Genomic DNA, 17,036 nt, shown 5'->3' with positions numbered 1-17,036 from the left:
CTTTCACGTACAATTGCCAGCGTTTCGCAGTAGTCAGAGGCTCGCAATTTTTTGCTATTATGACCATTTTCGCATTAGGTGTTAACCACAAAACCGCTTCCGTAGCATTACGGGAGCAAGTTGCCTTCTCGCCCGAGCAGTTGCACCAAGCGCTGCCGGCTCTGCGCGAGCAAACTGGTGTGGGCGAAGCGGTAATCTTATCTACCTGTAATCGCACCGAGTTATATTGTCATGGTGCAAGCTCCGCCGATATGCTGGTCGGCTGGTTAGCTGGCTATCATCGCATTCCACTCGAACAATTACGTGAGCATTGTTACACCTACCAAGACGATCAAGCGATTGAGCATTTAATGGCGGTAGCCAGTGGCCTTGATTCGTTGGTGCTTGGCGAACCGCAAATTCTGGGCCAAGTGAAGCAAGCTTATCAATTTGCGCGTAACCAAGCGAGCGTTGGCACGGTATTAGAGCGCTTATTTCAAAGTACGTTCCGAGTTGCTAAAACCGTACGCAGCGAAACCAAAGTAGGCGAAAATGCGGTTTCAGTCGCGTTTGCTGCGGTGAATTTGGCGAAGCAAATATTCGCTGAGTTGCCGCAATCGCGCGTGTTGCTGGTTGGCGCGGGTGATACCGCAGAGCTGGTTGCGCAACACCTAACTGAGCAGGGCGTTAAGCAGTTAATGGTTGCCAATCGTACAATTTCGCGCGCCACAGACGTTGCTGAAAAATTTAATGGTCAAGCGCATACTTTGGGAGAGCTGCCCGAATTATTGCCGCAAGCGGATATTGTGATTAGCTCAACCGCTAGCCCCTTGCCGATTATTGGTAAGGGCTTAATTGAAAGTGCATTAAAGGCTCGGCGCCGACAGCCTATGTTACTGATTGACCTTGCGGTGCCGCGTGATATTGAAGAGCAAGTGAACGATCTTAACGATGCGTTTTTATATACCGTTGATGACTTGCAAGGCATTATCACTGAGAATTTGCGCAACCGTGAAGAAGCGGCTGCTGAAGCGAAAGTGATTATACGTGAACATAGTGATGCGTTTACCGCTTGGATGCGACAGCTTGATCACGTGGATATTTTGCGTGATTTTCGGCAAGCAAATCAGCGCATGGCTGAAGAGCAATTGGCGCGAGCACGGGCGCAGTTGCAAGCGGGTAAGAGCCCTGAAGATGTGGTGCAAGAGTTGACACAACGCTTAACCAAACAGTTTTTACATCAGCCCACGCGTATGATGCGCGATGCTGGCGCCGCCGGTGACTTTGCCACCTTAGCGGTATTTCAACGATTAATAGCAGATGACGAGTAAGGTCCTCACCGCATGATGAATCCTTCGATTATTCGAAAACTAGAAGCTTTATTAGAACGTTACGAAGAAGTGCAACACTTATTGAGTGACCCTGGCGTGATTGGCGATCAGGATAAATTCCGCGCGTTATCGCGCGAATACTCACAGCTTGAAGAGCTGGTGAAATGTTTCACGAGTTATCAACAAGCGCAGGCCGATGAAGCTGCAGCTAAAGAAATGATGCAGGAAGACGACGCCGAAATGCGCGAAATGGCGCAGGTTGAATTAGACGACGCCAAAGCCAAGCAAGAACAGCTTGAGCAAGAACTGCAAATTTTGTTGCTGCCGAAAGACCCGAACGACGACCGTGCTTGTTATTTAGAAATTCGCGCAGGCGCTGGCGGCGATGAAGCAGCTATTTTTGCCGGTGACTTATTCCGTATGTACAGCCGCTATGGCGAGCAGCACGGTTGGAAAGTCAGCATTGTTAGTTGTAACGAAGGCGAACATGGCGGTTATAAAGAAGTGATTGCGTATGTGTCTGGTGATGGCGCTTATGGTCGTTTGAAGTTTGAGTCGGGTGGGCACCGCGTGCAGCGGGTTCCTGAAACCGAATCACAAGGGCGCGTGCATACCTCGGCGTGTACCGTCGCGGTCTTGCCTGAAGTGCCAGAAGCGGAAGCCATAGAAATTAACCCTGCTGACTTGCGCGTCGATACCTTCCGAGCTTCGGGAGCGGGTGGTCAGCACGTTAACCGAACCGACTCGGCCATTCGTATTACCCACATTCCTACTGGCTTTGTGGTGGAATGTCAGGATGAACGCTCACAGCACAAGAACCGCGCCAAAGCGATGTCGGTGTTGCAAGCGCGTATTCAGCAAGCTGAAGATGAAAAACGCCGGTTAGAGGAACAAACGACACGCCGTAGTTTGGTTGGTAGTGGCGATCGCTCGGAACGAATTCGTACTTATAACTACCCACAAGGCCGCGTTAGCGATCATCGTATTAATTTAACGTTATATCGTTTAGACGAAGTACTTGAGGGCGCTCTTGATTTGATTTTAGACGCGATTGTGCAAGAGCATCAGGCAGACCAATTAGCGGCCTTGTCCGAGCATCAATGATTGCATTTACTGCCGGGTTAACGATTCAACAAGCGTTACAACATGCAACGGAGGCGTTGCACGTTCACAGTGAGTCGGCCAAATTAGATGCCGAAGTATTGTTAGCGCATTGCTTGGAGCGTGACCGTACTTATTTAGTGACTTGGCCTGAACGCTGTTTGACAGCCCCACAAGCTGATCATTTTGCCAAACTGTTAGAAAAGCGGCTGGCAGGGCACCCGGTAGCTCATCTGCTAGGTGAACGTGAGTTCTGGTCGTTGCCGCTTTATGTGAATAGCAGTACGTTGATACCTCGGCCGGACACGGAAGTACTCGTTGAACAGGCACTTGATTTAACATTGCCACACAATGCGCAGGTGTTAGATTTAGGAACCGGCACTGGTGCTATTGCATTGGCATTAAAACATAGCCGACCCAATTGGCAGCTGACTGCGGTTGATAAAATGGCCGATGCGGTGGCCCTTGCCAAGCGCAATGCCGAACGGTTGCAACTAGCGATTGATGTTCAACAAAGTGACTGGTTTGCCGAACTCTCGCGGAACAATAAGTATGACCTAGTGGTCTCTAATCCACCTTACATTGATGCTGCTGATCCGCATTTACAGCAAGGCGATGTTCGTTTCGAACCACTCAGCGCTTTGGTTGCAAAAGACCATGGTTTAGCGGACATTCAGCAGATTATTAGCAACGCGCGTAATTATTTGACGACACAAGGTTGGTTACTGATTGAACACGGTTATCAGCAAGCCGCGGCAGTTCGAGCGTGTTTTTCCGATTGTGGTTATACCCGTATCAACACTGTGCAAGACTATGCACAGTTAGACCGAGTGACCTTGGGCCAATGGAGACCTGAGTATGAGCAATGACTTTATCTTTGCGGACGAAGATGAGCACGACGTTGATGCCGACTTAACTGAAGAGAACGGTTGGAAGGTATTGATTGTTGATGACGAGCGGGAAGTACACGCGGTAACGCGTTTAGCGTTAATGGATTTGGTGTTTGAAGGGCGCGGTTTAAAGTTCTTCAGCGCACACTCGCGCGAAGAAGCACAAAAACTCATTGATGAACATGATGATATTGCCATTGTTCTACTTGACGTGGTGATGGAAACCGATGATGCCGGCCTCAAAGTTGCCCAATATATACGCGAGCAGGCAGACAATCATGCCGCGCGTATTGTGTTACGTACTGGTCAACCGGGGCAAGCACCTGAGCGATCGGTTGTTATGAATTACGACATAAACGACTATAAAGCCAAAACCGAATTAACCGCGCAAAAATTATTTACCTGTGTGATGTCGGCTTTACGGTCTTATCGCGATATTTTGCGCGTTGCGGATGAGCGCGACCGTTTGGAACATGAACTCAGCTTTTACCAAAACTGGCTTCGTGAACACCAACCGCAATTACGCCAACAAATAGCTGTTGCTTACCAACGATTAATAGATAATAACGATTAAAAAGGAAATTATTAATGTCTTTTGTAGCTTTAAAACACATGCACGTCACTTTTGTAGCGGTAAGTGTGGTATTATTCATGCTTCGTTTTTTTTGGCTAAGCATTGGCGCCGGCATTGCACGGCAAAAATGGGTGAAAATTGTTCCCCATATTATTGATACCGCATTGCTATTAACTATTGTTGGCATGCTAATTCATTGGCAAATGTGGCCATGGGAAACACCATGGTTGGTGAACAAAGTCATTGGCTTAGTCGGCTATATTTTATTTGGTTTAGTTGCCATGAAAGCAACGACGAGTTGGTTGCGTTATGTTGGGTTTATTGGAGCGTTAAGCTGGATTATGTTCTTGCTTCATATAGCCTTTAGCAAACAAGCTTTGATTTAGAAACAAAAGCGATATTAGCTATTAGATATCGGATATTAGATAAATCCAGCTTTTTTAAGGCTAATATCTAATATCCATTAGCTAATATCGCATTAGCATTTTAAGGGTTTATGCGCTTTTCATATTTAGAACATGTTGCTCACGAAATTCTGCCAACTATTGAAATAGTTTGGGAGATTAGCCGTACCTTTCATAGCGATAGCGACAGCTATGTGAGCGACTATTATCAGCTAATTCGTGATATGGCCGAGCGCCATACCGGCGAAGATGGATTAGAAAAGCTGCAGGCAATTATTCAAGACTTTTACTTTGAGCTTGGTTTTAGTGACGCGCCGGAGCCTATTGTTGGCGCGCAGCGCATTCTGCTTGACCGTGTTATTAGTTATCGCACGGGGTTGCCGGTTAGTTTGGCCTTGTTGTTACAAGAAGCGGCGGCGTACGCGGGTGTGCAAACCGAGTTGGTAGACTTTCCTGGCTATCCGTTATTGCGTTTTGATCACGAGCAGCAAAGTTACTTTGTTGACCCATTGCACGGTGAACTGCTTGAAGGTAAGCAAGTGCAAGAGCGTTTTGAAGATGTGACCGACGATGCAATTGATTTTAGTTGGGACATGTTTGAAGCGGCTGACCAAAAAACCATACTGCAACGCTACTTAACCGAGCTAAAACACGCGATGATTCACGACCGCGCATTTGCAAATGCGTTAACCGTTGTGCACATGCTGTTGGCTATTACGCCCGATGATCCATACGAGATTCGCGACCGTGGTTACGTGTTAGAAGAACTTGATTGCCAACAAGCAGCGGTTGACGACTACCAGTATTTTGTCGAACAATGCCCTGATGACCCAAGCGCACAAATGTTGCGCTTACAACTTGAAACTTGGGCGGCCCCCCAGCACGTCCTTCATTAAAAATAAAAAAAAGAGGGGTTTCTGTGGACAACACTGCATTGATTACTAATGACGGTATTATTTTTGGTTTATTAGCCGTTATTCTCGGTCTTATTTTCTACACACAAGCAAGTGCTAATTCATTTTGGCAGAAATTTTATAAATGGGTTCCGGCGTTACTTCTTTGTTATTTTATTCCTTCATTATTAAACACGTTTGGCATTGTTGATGGCGCCAATACCGGTATTTATCCGTTGGTTATGGATTATTTGCTGCCGGCGTGTTTGGTGCTGCTGACATTAAGTTTAGATTTAAAAGCCATTATTCGCTTGGGCCCTAAACTATTAATTCTATTCTTAACGGGTACTGTCGGTATTGTGATTGGTGGGCCGATAGCATTGTTGTTGGTGAGTATTATTTTTCCTGAAATGCTCGGTGGCGCAGGTCCTGATGCAGTATGGCGTGGCATGACCACCATTGCTGGTAGCTGGATAGGCGGTGGTGCAAACCAAGCCGCTATGAAAGAAGTTTACGAAGTAGGTGGTGAGATTTTCTCGGCCATGGTCACCGTGGATATTATCGTCGCGAATTTATGGATGGCGGTTCTGCTTTATATGGCTGCTAATAATAAGGCCATTGATAAGCGCATTGGCGCTGACACCAGTGCCATTGAAGCCATTAAGCAACGTATGGAGCAATATGAAGCAGAGCACCGCCGTGAGTCGAAGCTGCCAGATCTTATGTTCATTATCGCGGTGGCGTTTGGCGTTACAGGCCTAGCGCACTGGGGTGCGGATGTAATTGCCCCGTTTATTGGTGACCATGTACCGGTATTAAAAGACTTTAGCCTGGACAAGAAATTTTTCTGGTTAATTGTTATTGCGACCACCGTCGGTGTGGCCTTGTCGTTTACTCGCGTGCGCTCGCTTGAAGGTGTTGGCGCGTCAAAATACGGTTCTATGTTTGTCTATATTTTGGTGGCGACCATTGGTTTGCATATGGATGTCACCGCCATTGTTGATGTGCCGAAGTACTTTTTAATTGGCGCAATATGGATGATTATTCATGCGAGCTTAATGCTTATTGTTGCGCGTTTGCTCAAGGCCCCTGTGTTTTATATGGCTGTTGGCAGCCAAGCTAACGTGGGCGGAGCAGCTTCAGCACCGGTGGTGGCCTCGGCCTTTCATCCGTCGCTGGCGCCAGTGGGCGTACTGTTAGCGGTATTCGGTTATGCATTAGGTACATACATGGCCTATATTTGTGGCCAGATCTTGCGTGTTATTGCCGCAGGGTAGGGGCCGCAGGGTAACGGTTAAAAGGATATATCTGTGATTAATACACAAGTGATTAAAGTAGGCGACAATGTGCAGGTAGCAAACCACCTGCCATTTGTTTTGTTTGGCGGCATGAATGTACTAGAGTCGCGTGACTTGGCTATGCGTATTGCTGAGCACTACGTAGAAGTGACTAGTCGTTTAGGTATTCCCTATGTGTTTAAAGCCAGCTTTGATAAAGCCAACCGGTCTTCTATTCACTCGTACCGTGGGCCTGGTTTAGACAAAGGTTTAGAGATTTTCAGCGAAATTAAGCGCACATTTAACGTACCGATTATTACTGACGTTCACGAGCCTTACCAAGCCAAGCCGGTTGCAGAAGTGGCAGACATTATTCAGTTGCCAGCGTTTTTGGCACGCCAAACAGACCTGGTTATTGCCATGGCTGAAACTGGTGCGGTAATTAACGTGAAAAAACCACAATTTTTGGCACCGCACGAAATGCGCCATATTATTAAAAAGTTTGGCGAAGCGGGAAATCACAACGTGATTTTATGTGAACGCGGCAGTAGCTTTGGCTATAACAACCTGGTGGTTGATATGCTGGGTATGGACGATATGAAACAAATGGCGCCGGTGATGTTTGATGCAACGCATGCGTTGCAGCGCCCAGGTGGACGTGCCGATTCAGCTGACGGCCGCCGAGCCCAAGCGGCGGTACTTGCGCGCTCAGGCATGGCGTTGGGCTTAGCCGGTTTGTTTATTGAAGCACACCCAGACCCTGACCAAGCCAAATGCGATGGGCCATGTGCCTTGCCGTTGGCTAAACTCGAGCCATATTTACAACAAATGCAAGCGGTTGACCAGTTGGTGAAAAGCTTCGCACCTTTAGATACCAGCAATTAATCCGCGTCAGCTAACAACACAGCAGCACTGTTAAGGTTTTCGCACTAGATATATCGTGTGAACCTTAGTGTTGCTGTCAGATGTCATCATGCTCTGATAGTCATCGCTATACCATGCTGACTGAACGATCTGGCTGTGAAACTTGCTCATAAAATCAATGGGTGTGTTTGAATTACCAAACTCAATTTCACACACTGTTGTACGGCACTCAATGTGGTTTAAAGATGCCGACTGCAAGTTTTCATTGTTGTCATAAATCAGCCTTAAATTGTCTTCCATCGCATAAGCCCAATCTTGATCAGTCGGTTCGCTTTGCATGCGTTGTTTAACTTCTTCCATGTTGAGCATATTGCGCAACATTTCAGCAAGTTGTTCGTCTTCAGGGCTTGCCCCCGCAGCTGGAGATACTGGCACAAACGATTGCTCCTCCATAGGGGCTGTTGTGGATTGTGTTTCAGGGTTACCGCGAGTTGTCGCTGTTTGAGATAACTCGTTCACACCACTGGTATCTAGATTTTTGGCGCTTTCGGCGACTGTGGTTGCAGGGGCTTTAGTCGTTTTGACAACTTCAATTTCTTTCGTGATCGACGGTTGTGACCTTGGTTGCTGCCACAAGAAATAACTTAAAACCGCAATAATGCTTAAGTAAATGACATGAATCCATTTTGACATGTTGAGTATTCCTTTTATGTGCCTATTTATATGCCTATTTAGATGCTTGCGCTAAAGGTCGATCTGCTTTAAATTAAAACGCACGTTTAAAATATGCGTTCTAAACGCGCGCATCCAAAAATAGGGCGCTTTTGTATGGCGAAGCGAGAAACCACGAAAGATAAAATTCTTAATGCTGCCGAGGCGTTATTTGCCGAACATGGCTTTGAGCAAACCTCGCTAAGGCAAATCACCGCTGAAGCGGACGTTAATCTTGCGTCTGTAAATTACCACTTTGGCTCAAAAAAGGCGTTAATTCAAGCGGTCATGGCTCGTTATCTTGAAGTGCTCATGCCAGCGCTAAACGCTGAGTTTGACCAACTTGAACCGCGTGCACAATTTAGCACGCGTGACGTATTTGACTGTTTTCGCGAGCCACTTAATGCGCTGAAGAAGGTGCGCAAGGGCGGGCCAACTATCTTCTTAAGCTTGCTGGGTTTTGCGTATGCCGATATTCAGGGACACCTACGCCGCTACACCATGGAGCATTTTGGCGAAGTAATGCACCGCTTACTTGCTTTGTTACACGTGGCGAATCCAAATTTGAGCCCGGCAGACATGTTTTGGCGCTTGCACTTTGTGTTAGGGGCTTCGGTATTTGCGCAAGTGTCAGGGCCGGCGTTGCGAGAAATTGCCGCCGCCGATTTTGGTGAGTCTATTGCGGCCGACCAAGTTGTCGACCGCTTAATTCCGTTTTTGGCCGGTGGTGTGGATGCACCCACGGCATAATCAGCTATGCTTAACGTAGCTTAATTTGATAGGTGTAATAGCATGGAAATTTTAATTCTCTTAGTGGTTGTAGTGGTGCTGTTGTTTGCGGTGCCGGATATTCGCAAGAGCTTGATTTCACGCCCTGCGTTTGCGTTTTTCAAGCGCGTGTTACCGCCGCTGTCGCCAACAGAGCGCGAAGCAATGCAAGCGGGCGATACCTGGTGGGACGCTGATTTATTCAGTGGCCGACCTGATTGGCACAAGTTTCATCAAACCAAAGCGCCGCAGTTTACCGAAGCAGAGCAAGCTTTTATTGATAACCAGCTAGAAACGCTATTGGGCATGTTGGACGACTTTAAAATTGTCCAAAAAGATGTCGACTTGCCGAAGAAAGTTTGGGATTACATTCGTAAAGAGAAATTCTTTGCCATGATCATTGGTAAAGAATTTGGTGGCCTTGATTTCTCGCCAGCTGCCAACTCACATATTGTGTCACGCATTGCAACGCGTTCCATTAGCGCTGCAGTGTCGGTTATGGTGCCGAACTCATTGGGTCCAGGCGAATTGCTCACGCACTATGGTACCGATGAGCAGAAAAACTATTGGTTGCCGCGTTTAGCTGATGGTACCGATATTCCGTGCTTCGCGTTAACAGGGCCTGAAGCGGGTTCCGATGCTGGCGCTATTCCAGACACGGGCGTGGTGTGCAAGGGAGAGTTTGAAGGCAAAGAAGTGGTTGGTATTCGGCTAAATTGGAGCAAGCGCTATATTACCTTAGCACCAGTAGCCACGGTACTTGGTTTAGCATTCAAAATGTATGACCCTGATGGCTTACTTGGTGAGCAAAAAGATATTGGTATTACCTGTGCGCTTATTCCGACTAGCCATGAAGGCGTTGAAACAGGCGAACGTCACTTACCGCTTAATCAAGCGTTTATGAATGGCACCACCTACGGTAAAGACGTATTTATTCCGTTGGATTGGATTATTGGCGGCCAAGATTATGCTGGCAAAGGTTGGCGCATGCTTATGGAGTGTTTGTCAGCAGGGCGTGGTATTAGTTTGCCGGCGTTAGCGGCTGCAACAGGGCATATGACTGAAAGAATGACTGGTGCCTATGCTTATGTGCGTCAGCAGTTTGGTATGCCAATTGGTTTGTTTGAAGGGGTTCAGGCTGCCATGGGTAAAATTGGCGGCACCAACTACACCTTGGAGTCGATGCGCCGGTTAACGGTAACCGCTTTGTGCGAAGGCAAAAGCCCCTCAGTTATTACTGCAATGACTAAATACCACATGACAGAAATGGGGCGCCAAGTTATGGAAGCCGCCATGGACGTGCATGCAGGTAAAGGCATTCAATTGGGGCCACGTAACTATTTAGGTCACGGCTACATGGCTACACCGGTTTCAATTACCGTTGAAGGCGCCAATATTCTCACCCGTAATTTGATGATTTTTGGTCAAGGTGCGACGCGCTGTCATCCGTACGTATTAGCGGAAATGGAAGCGGCGTCAAATCCAGACGAAGAGCAAGGGTTGAAGCAGTTTGATAGTTTGTTGTTGAAGCATATTAGCTTTGCCGCGGGTAACTTCTTCGGCAGCTTATTCATGGGCTTAACCGGGGCACGCTTTAATGCGAGTCCGATGAGTGGTCCAACGGCGCGTTATTATCAACAGTTAACCCGTATGAGCCGCGCTTTGGCGTTAACGGCAGACATGGCGATGCTGGTGATGGGCGGCGACTTAAAGCGGCGCGAAATGCTTTCAGCACGTTTAGGCGATGTGTTAAGCCATTTGTATATGGCCTCAGCAGTACTCAAGCGCTATGAAGATGATGGTCGTCAAACTGGCGACTTGCCATTTGTTGAGTACGCTATGAGCCATCATTTATATGAAATTGGCCAAGCGTTTAAAGGCTTCTTTGCCAACTTCCCAAATCGTTTTATTTCATGGACCTTACGTTTAGCTATCTTCCCGTTAGGGTTGCATTTCAATAAGCCGTCAGATGAGAATATGCAAGTTATAGCCAAGCAGATGATGGAGCCAGGTTTAACTCGTGATCGTCATACTTTCTTGTGTTTCTGGAAGGACGACCCGAAAGATATGACCGGCCATATGGAACTTGCGTTCTTGGCCATGCGTGAACACGCAGATATTTATAAGCGTATTCGCAAAGCCATTAAGCGCGGTGATATTGCTGAAGACTTAAGCGGTGAAGACTTAGTGAAAGCGGCGCGTAAAGCTGAAGTGATTAGCGCAGACGAAGCCAAAGCGTTTAAGAAAACGGAGCAGTTGCGCATGGCTGCTATTGGTGTTGATCAATTTGCGCCAGGCGTTATTGAAGGGCGTAAGTTCTAAACATTTAATGCTGAACAAAAGAAAAGGGCTTACCTGGTGTAAGCCCTTTTTTTATTTTGCTGTAACTAGTAACTGATACGAAGTTACACACCAATTGGCTTATAGCGCGTGCGGTGTGGTTCCATGGCTTGTTCGCCGTGGGTTTTCTTCATGTATTCTTCGTAGTCGGTGTAGTTACCTTCGTAGAAGTTGATTTGCCCTTCGTCGCGGTAATCCAAAATATGCGTGGCGACACGGTCAAGGAACCAACGGTCGTGCGAGATCACCATGGCAGAGCCCGGGAATTCCAGCAATGCTTCTTCAAGTGCACGCAAGGTTTCAACGTCAAGGTCGTTGGTTGGTTCGTCTAACAGCAACAAGTTACCGCCAGCTTTTAACAGCTTAGCTAAATGCACACGGTTACGTTCACCACCCGATAACTCACCGATTAATTTCTGTTGGTCGTTCCCACGGAAGTTAAAGCGGCCAACATAAGCGCGGCTGTTAATTTCGAAGTTACCAATACGTAAAATATCTTGGCCGTCGGAGATTTCTTTCCAGACGCTGTTTTTGTCGTTCATGTCATCACGGAACTGATCGACACTTGCTAATTGCACGGTATCACCAAGCTCAACGGTACCTGAGTCTGGCTGTTCTTTGCCGGTGATCATACGGAACAAGGTTGATTTACCAGCGCCGTTCGGACCGATAATACCGACAATGGCGCCCTTGGGAATGCTAAAGCTTAAATCGTCAATGAGTACGCGGCCGTCGTAGGCTTTCTTAAGATTTTTAACCTCAAGCACTTTGTCACCCAAGCGCGGGCCCGGTGGAATAAAGAGCTCGTTAGTTTCATTACGTTTTTGATAATCACCGCTTTGTAGCTCTTCAAATCGCGACATGCGTGCTTTGCTTTTTGCTTGGCGGCCTTTCGGATTTTGGCGAACCCATTCAAGCTCTTGCTTGATACTACGTTGGCGTGCTTTTTCTTGTTTCTCTTCTTGCTCTAAACGTTTTTCTTTTTGCTCAAGCCAAGATGAGTAGTTACCTTCCCATGGAATACCGTAACCACGGTCAAGTTCAAGAATCCAACCCGCCACGTTATCTAAGAAGTAGCGGTCGTGGGTGATGGCCACAACAGTGCCGTCGTAGTCATGCAAGAAGCGCTCTAACCAAGCGACCGATTCGGCATCCAAGTGGTTGGTTGGTTCGTCAAGCAACAACATGTCAGGCTTGCTGAGTAATAAACGACAAATAGCAACACGACGACGCTCACCACCCGAAAGCACCTTTATTTTTGTGTCCCACGGCGGCAGACGCAGTGAATCGGCTGCACGTTCCAGCATATTATCTAAGTTGTGGCCGTCTTTGGCTTGAATAATAGCTTCCAGTTGCCCCTGTTTCTTGGCCAAAGCGTCAAAATCTGCGTCTTCTTCTGCATAGGCCGCATAAACTTGGTCAAGTTCGGTTAAGGCGTTTTTCACATCAGCAACCGCTTCTTCTACGGTTTCGCGTACCGTTTTTTCTTCATCTAATTGCGGCTCTTGTGGCAAATAGCCAATTTCAATGCCAGCCAAAGGGCGTGCTTCACCTTCAATTTCTTTGTCCACGCCGGCCATAATGCGTAATAGAGTTGACTTACCGGCACCGTTTAGGCCGAGTACACCAATTTTCGCACCAGGGAAAAATGATAATGAAATGTCTTTCAGAATAGTCTTTTTCGGGGGGACAACTTTGCCAACCCGCGACATGGAGTAAATATATTGTGCCATAGCAGCGTTCGTTCCTTTTTAGGTCTAATGATTAGACTAAATTACTAAGCGGTTATTTTAACCCTTAAGTTGGCGCTAACCCAAGTATATTGGTAAACTAGCGCCACTATTTTTGTTAACCCCCGTGGATAACAGGTTCGAGTTAGTCCGTTTGTGAAGTCAGGAGCCCCAATGTTGAAACATGAAATGAATATTGCCGATTATGATGCAGATTTATGGCAGGCAATGACTGGTGAAGTGCAGCGCCAAGAAGAGCACATTGAATTAATTGCCTCAGAAAACTATACCAGTCCTCGGGTACTTGAAGCGCAGGGCTCACAGCTGACTAACAAATATGCCGAAGGCTATCCTCATAAGCGTTACTACGGCGGTTGTGAATACGTCGATGCGGTAGAAGATTTGGCCATTGAACGAGCAAAAGCATTATTTGGTGCGAAGTATGCCAACGTTCAACCACACGCGGGTTCACAAGCAAACTCAGCGGTATTTCTCGCGTTATTAAACGCTGGCGACACAGTGTTGGGTATGAGCTTAGCGCACGGTGGCCATTTAACCCACGGTTCGCACGTGAACTTTTCCGGTAAATTATACAATGCCGTACAGTACGGTTTGGACGAAACTACTGGTGAGATTGACTACGCCGAAGTACGTGAATTAGCACTAGAGCACAAACCAAAAATGATTGTGGCTGGCTTTTCTGCCTATTCAGGAGTGGTTGATTGGGCTAAGTTCCGCGAAATTGCTGACGAAGTTGGTGCCTACTTGTTAGTAGATATGGCTCACGTAGCTGGCTTAGTGGCTGCTGGCTTGTATCCAAACCCAGTACCATTTGCCGACGTAGTCACCACCACCACCCACAAAACCTTAGCTGGCCCACGTAGTGGTTTAATTTTGTCGGGCAAAGACGACGAAGATTTACATAAAAAATTAAATAGCGGTGTGTTTCCTGGCAGCCAAGGTGGCCCACTGTGTCATGTGATTGCGGCCAAAGCTGTGGCATTTAAAGAAGCTATGGAGCCTGAGTTTAAAGCGTACCAGCAGCAGGTGCTTGATAACGCCAACACCATGGTGAAAGTGATGCAAGACCGTGGTTACAAAATTGTCTCAGGTGGCACCAAAAACCACTTGTTCTTGGTTGATTTAATTGACAAAGATATCACCGGTAAAGATGCAGACGCGGCGTTAGGCCGTGCCTATATTACGGTGAACAAAAACTCTGTTCCGAATGATCCGCGCTCACCGTTTGTTACTTCAGGTTTACGCTTAGGTACGCCGGCGATTACCCGTCGTGGCTTTAAGCAAGCCGAAACTGAGCAAGTAGCGAATTGGATTTGTGATGTGCTGGATAACATGAACGACGAGTCAGTTATTGAACGTGTGCGTGAACAAGTGAAAGCACTGTGTAAACAGTTCCCTGTTTACAAATAACGAAGACCAAGGAAGCAGCCTATGCATTGTCCTTTTTGCGGAACACAAGACACCAAAGTTATCGACTCGCGGTTAGTGGCCGATGGCGCTTCAGTGCGACGTCGACGTGAGTGCAGTGACTGCAAAGAACGGTTCACCACGTTTGAAACCGCGGAATTGATCATGCCTCGTGTGATCAAGTCTGATGGAACGCGAGAGCCGTTTAATGAGGACAAATTACGCAACGGGCTGCTTCGCGCTTTAGAAAAACGCCCAGTTAGCTTAGAGGCGATGGAGCAAGCGATTCATAACGTCAAGTCGGCGCTGCGCGCTACGGGTGAGCGAGAAATTACCAGCCAGGTTATCGGTGGTTTAGTCATGGAAAACCTCAAAGCCCTCGACAAAGTGGCCTATATTCGTTTCGCTTCGGTATACAGAGCCTTTGATGATATTCGTGAGTTTGGCGAGGAGATAGCACGTCTCAATGACTAAGCCACGAGTGAACCATCAGTTTTACATGCAACGCGCCCTTGAGCTTGCCGCTCAGGGGCGTTTTTCAACGCATCCGAACCCAATGGTCGGGTGTGTGATTGTTGCCAACGGTGAAATTGTTGGCGAAGGTTGGCATGAGCGAGCTGGCGAACCACACGCAGAAGTGCATGCGTTGCGCCAAGCCGGTGAGCGAGCGCAAGGTGCCACCGCTTATGTGACGTTGGAACCGTGTAGCTACTTTGGCCGCACGCCGCCGTGCGCCGATGCGCTGATTAACGCGGGGCTGAAGTGCGTGGTGGTGGCCATGCAAGATCCAAACCCGCAAGTAAGCGGTGAGGGCATTGCGCGCCTGCAAGCGCAAGGTATTGACGTAAAAGTTGGGGTGCTTGAGCAGGACGCGCGCCGGCTCAATAGCGGGTTTGTGTCGCGTATGCAACGCAAACGTCCGTGGGTGCGGGTAAAAATGGCGGCTTCGTTAGATGGGCGTACTGCGCTTGCGAATGGAGCGAGCCAATGGGTAACTAGCAGTGATGTACGCAACGACGTACACCGCTGGCGCGCGCAAAGCGGTGCTATTTTAAGTACCGCAGAAACCGTATTGGCTGACCAAGCGCAATTGACCGCACGGCATCAGCAAGCGGTGTTACAGCCGCTGCGGGTTATTATTGATTCCCGTGGTTTGCTAACCGGTGAAGAAGTTGTGTTTTCGAACACCGCCCCAATTTTATTGGTGCACGCGCCTGATACTCAGCGTTCGGTTGAGAGCGCCGCGCGCTGGCCCGAGCATGTGCAAGTGGTGACAGTTGAGCGCACCCAAATTGGGCATATTGATTTAGCTGAATTACTGCACACTTTGGCAGCACGTGAAGTGAACTCCGTGTGGACCGAGTGTGGCGCGCAATTGGCTGGCGCATTGATTGAGGCTGAGCTAGTCGATGAATTGATTGTTTATTTAGCGCCTAAACTTATGGGGCATACCGCCCACGGGTTGCTTCAGTTACCGCCATTTGAGGCGATGAGCCAAGTGCCAGAACTTAAATTTACTGATGTACGCCTAGTGGCTGACGCGTTGCGAATTGTCGCCGTGCCGCACCGGGTGAGAGGAGACATATTGTCGTGAATAACGTGTTAAATACAGACGCTTCTACACTCAATAGTGCTGCAGAAATTATTGAAGATATTCGTCAGGGTAAAATGGTTATCTTGATGGACGACGAAGACCGTGAAAACGAAGGCGATCTTATTCTTGCTGCTGAATGTGTCACACCCGCGGCAATTAATTTTATGGCCCGTTACGGTCGGGGCTTGATTTGTCTAACGCTTACTGAAGATCGTTGTAAACAACTACGCTTGCCGCTCATGGTTGATCAAAATAACTCGCCATATGCCACCAATTTTACTGTCTCTATTGAAGCCGCCGAAGGTGTCACCACTGGTATTTCTGCGGCGGACCGCGCACGCACGGTGCAAGCTGCGGTGGCGAAGGATGCAAAACCGGCCGATTTAGTTATGCCTGGCCACATATTCCCACTTAAAGCCAAAGCTGGCGGTGTTTTGAATCGTGCCGGACATACCGAAGCAGGCTGCGACTTGGCGCGTTTAGCGGGCTATGAGCCAGCCGCTGTTATCGTCGAAATTTTGAATGAAGACGGCACCATGGCGCGGCGTCCAGACTTAGAGAAATTTGCGGCTGAACACGACATTAAAATTGGCACCATTGCCGACTTAATTGAATACCGCTCGTTAAAAGAGAAAACGGTTGAGCGCAAAGCGCACTGCAAACTCCCAACCGCTTATGGCGAATTTGAACTGATAACCTATCAAGACACCATTGATAAACAAGTGCATTACGCGCTAGTGCATGGTGAAATTAGCGCCGAAAAAGCAGTGAATGTTCGGGTGCATTTGCAAGACACTTTTAACGATTTGTTCGCGACAGAGCGCGCAGCGAAGCGTAGTTGGCCGCTTGGCCATGCGATGAAATACATTGGCGAAAACGATGGCGTGTTAGTGGTAATTGGGCGTCAGCAGTCGTCAGACGATATTCTCGAGCAGGTGATGAGCTTTGCTGCCGAAGACCGTGGTGAAGTAAAACCGAGCGCCGCCGCTTCAAATGCATCGCGCAACGTAGGTATCGGTTCACAAATATTAGCCGACTTAGGGGTTCATGACATGCGTTTAATGAGCTCACCAAAACGCTATTCGGCGTTGTCTGGTTTTGGTTTGGAAGTGGTCGACTTTATTGAAGATACCCAAGCCGACGGCGAGTAAG

The 17,036-nt window shown here is 47.9% G+C and carries 15 protein-coding genes and 1 pseudogene; 14 read left to right on the top strand and 2 right to left on the bottom strand.

The window, feature by feature from the left end; genetic code table 11:
- The first annotated feature begins 59 nt into the window (after window positions 1-59).
- The 8 genes and pseudogenes from hemA (at window position 60) to kdsA (ending at window position 7,334) form a co-directional block, all read left to right on the top strand.
- Complete coding sequence (gene hemA, locus ASC40_RS02740) at window positions 60-1,310, top strand: glutamyl-tRNA reductase (protein ID WP_055438525.1); 1,251 nt, start codon at window positions 60-62, stop codon at window positions 1,308-1,310.
- Window positions 1,311-1,325: 15 nt separating this feature from the next.
- Complete coding sequence (gene prfA / locus ASC40_RS02735) at window positions 1,326-2,414, top strand: peptide chain release factor 1 (protein ID WP_055438524.1); 1,089 nt, start codon at window positions 1,326-1,328, stop codon at window positions 2,412-2,414.
- A complete protein-coding gene (gene prmC, locus ASC40_RS02730) occupies window positions 2,411-3,280 on the top strand; it encodes a peptide chain release factor N(5)-glutamine methyltransferase (RefSeq protein WP_055438231.1) in 870 nt (289 codons plus the stop codon). Before prfA ends, prmC begins: the two co-directional genes overlap by 4 nt.
- Window positions 3,270-3,773 (top strand): annotated as a pseudogene (locus ASC40_RS02725) (response regulator); the annotation flags it as partial. The gene prmC and the pseudogene ASC40_RS02725, both read left to right, overlap by 11 nt.
- Window positions 3,774-3,889: 116 nt before the next feature.
- Window positions 3,890-4,261 (top strand): SirB2 family protein, encoded by a 372-nt coding sequence (locus ASC40_RS02720; protein ID WP_055438229.1) that lies wholly within the window; start codon window positions 3,890-3,892, stop codon window positions 4,259-4,261.
- Between the two features lie 110 nt (window positions 4,262-4,371).
- Window positions 4,372-5,175 carry a SirB1 family protein gene (locus tag ASC40_RS02715; RefSeq protein ID WP_055438228.1) on the top strand — a complete coding sequence of 268 codons (804 nt, stop codon included), beginning with the start codon at window positions 4,372-4,374 and terminating at the stop codon, window positions 5,173-5,175.
- A gap of 23 nt (window positions 5,176-5,198) precedes the next feature.
- Window positions 5,199-6,449: a DUF819 family protein gene (locus tag ASC40_RS02710; protein ID WP_055438227.1), complete on the top strand. Its 1,251-nt coding sequence runs from the start codon at window positions 5,199-5,201 to the stop codon at window positions 6,447-6,449.
- 36 nt (window positions 6,450-6,485) lie between these two features.
- The gene (gene kdsA / locus ASC40_RS02705) at window positions 6,486-7,334 is read left to right on the top strand and encodes a 3-deoxy-8-phosphooctulonate synthase (protein ID WP_055438523.1); all 849 of its coding nucleotides are present in this window, start codon (window positions 6,486-6,488) and stop codon (window positions 7,332-7,334) included.
- A gap of 30 nt (window positions 7,335-7,364) precedes the next feature.
- Here kdsA and ASC40_RS02700 read toward each other — a convergent pair whose 3' ends face one another.
- Window positions 7,365-8,006, bottom strand: coding sequence for a hypothetical protein (locus ASC40_RS02700; RefSeq protein WP_055438226.1), 642 nt, complete (start codon window positions 8,004-8,006; stop codon window positions 7,365-7,367).
- A 135-nt stretch (window positions 8,007-8,141) separates the two neighbouring features.
- On the opposite strand from ASC40_RS02700, the gene psrA reads away from it, so the two are divergent.
- Window positions 8,142-8,774 carry a TetR family transcriptional repressor PsrA gene (gene psrA, locus ASC40_RS02695; protein ID WP_055438522.1) on the top strand — a complete coding sequence of 211 codons (633 nt, stop codon included), beginning with the start codon at window positions 8,142-8,144 and terminating at the stop codon, window positions 8,772-8,774.
- A gap of 42 nt (window positions 8,775-8,816) precedes the next feature.
- Window positions 8,817-11,114 carry an acyl-CoA dehydrogenase gene (locus ASC40_RS02690; protein ID WP_055438225.1) on the top strand — a complete coding sequence of 766 codons (2,298 nt, stop codon included), beginning with the start codon at window positions 8,817-8,819 and terminating at the stop codon, window positions 11,112-11,114.
- Window positions 11,115-11,197: 83 nt separating this feature from the next.
- Here the strand turns inward: ASC40_RS02690 and ettA are convergent, their stop codons facing one another.
- On the bottom strand, window positions 11,198-12,865 hold the full coding sequence (ettA, locus tag ASC40_RS02685; protein WP_055438224.1) for an energy-dependent translational throttle protein EttA: 1,668 nt from the start codon (window positions 12,863-12,865) through the stop codon (window positions 11,198-11,200).
- Window positions 12,866-13,036: 171 nt separating this feature from the next.
- Here ettA and glyA point away from each other — a divergent pair, with 171 nt between their 5' ends.
- The 4 genes from glyA to ribBA are packed head-to-tail and all read left to right on the top strand — an operon-like array spanning window position 13,037 to window position 17,035.
- On the top strand, window positions 13,037-14,293 hold the full coding sequence (gene glyA, locus ASC40_RS02680; protein WP_055438223.1) for a serine hydroxymethyltransferase: 1,257 nt from the start codon (window positions 13,037-13,039) through the stop codon (window positions 14,291-14,293).
- Between the two features lie 21 nt (window positions 14,294-14,314).
- Complete coding sequence (nrdR, locus tag ASC40_RS02675; protein ID WP_055438222.1) at window positions 14,315-14,764, top strand: transcriptional regulator NrdR; 450 nt, start codon at window positions 14,315-14,317, stop codon at window positions 14,762-14,764.
- A complete protein-coding gene (gene ribD, locus ASC40_RS02670) occupies window positions 14,757-15,884 on the top strand; it encodes a bifunctional diaminohydroxyphosphoribosylaminopyrimidine deaminase/5-amino-6-(5-phosphoribosylamino)uracil reductase RibD (RefSeq protein WP_055438221.1) in 1,128 nt (375 codons plus the stop codon). Before nrdR ends, ribD begins: the two co-directional genes overlap by 8 nt.
- A complete protein-coding gene (gene ribBA / locus ASC40_RS02665) occupies window positions 15,881-17,035 on the top strand; it encodes a bifunctional 3,4-dihydroxy-2-butanone-4-phosphate synthase/GTP cyclohydrolase II (protein WP_281175464.1) in 1,155 nt (384 codons plus the stop codon). The genes ribD and ribBA overlap by 4 nt, the downstream gene beginning before the upstream one ends.
- Window position 17,036 lies beyond the last annotated feature (1 nt).

Origin of the sequence: Pseudidiomarina woesei, from assembly GCF_001418345.1 — a bacterium.
GTDB classification, from domain to species: Bacteria; Pseudomonadota; Gammaproteobacteria; order Enterobacterales; family Alteromonadaceae; genus Pseudidiomarina; species Pseudidiomarina woesei.
Note: the sequence above shows the minus strand (reverse complement) of the source record. Positions and strands in the feature narration are given on the sequence as shown.

Excerpts from the sequence above, each read along its gene's own strand:
- prmC (WP_055438231.1), top strand. The coding sequence starts at position 2,411 with ATGATTGCATTTACTGCCGGGTTAACGATTCAACAAGCGTTACAACAT.
- hemA (WP_055438525.1), top strand. The coding sequence starts at position 60 with ATGACCATTTTCGCATTAGGTGTTAACCACAAAACCGCTTCCGTAGCA.
- psrA (WP_055438522.1), top strand. The coding sequence starts at position 8,142 with ATGGCGAAGCGAGAAACCACGAAAGATAAAATTCTTAATGCTGCCGAG.
- ASC40_RS02720 (WP_055438229.1), top strand. The coding sequence starts at position 3,890 with ATGTCTTTTGTAGCTTTAAAACACATGCACGTCACTTTTGTAGCGGTA.
- ettA (WP_055438224.1), bottom strand. The coding sequence starts at position 12,865 with ATGGCACAATATATTTACTCCATGTCGCGGGTTGGCAAAGTTGTCCCC.
- glyA (WP_055438223.1), top strand. The coding sequence starts at position 13,037 with ATGTTGAAACATGAAATGAATATTGCCGATTATGATGCAGATTTATGG.
- nrdR (WP_055438222.1), top strand. The coding sequence starts at position 14,315 with ATGCATTGTCCTTTTTGCGGAACACAAGACACCAAAGTTATCGACTCG.
- ASC40_RS02700 (WP_055438226.1), bottom strand. The coding sequence starts at position 8,006 with ATGTCAAAATGGATTCATGTCATTTACTTAAGCATTATTGCGGTTTTA.
- ribD (WP_055438221.1), top strand. The coding sequence starts at position 14,757 with ATGACTAAGCCACGAGTGAACCATCAGTTTTACATGCAACGCGCCCTT.
- ASC40_RS02690 (WP_055438225.1), top strand. The coding sequence starts at position 8,817 with ATGGAAATTTTAATTCTCTTAGTGGTTGTAGTGGTGCTGTTGTTTGCG.
- prfA (WP_055438524.1), top strand. The coding sequence starts at position 1,326 with ATGAATCCTTCGATTATTCGAAAACTAGAAGCTTTATTAGAACGTTAC.
- ASC40_RS02715 (WP_055438228.1), top strand. The coding sequence starts at position 4,372 with ATGCGCTTTTCATATTTAGAACATGTTGCTCACGAAATTCTGCCAACT.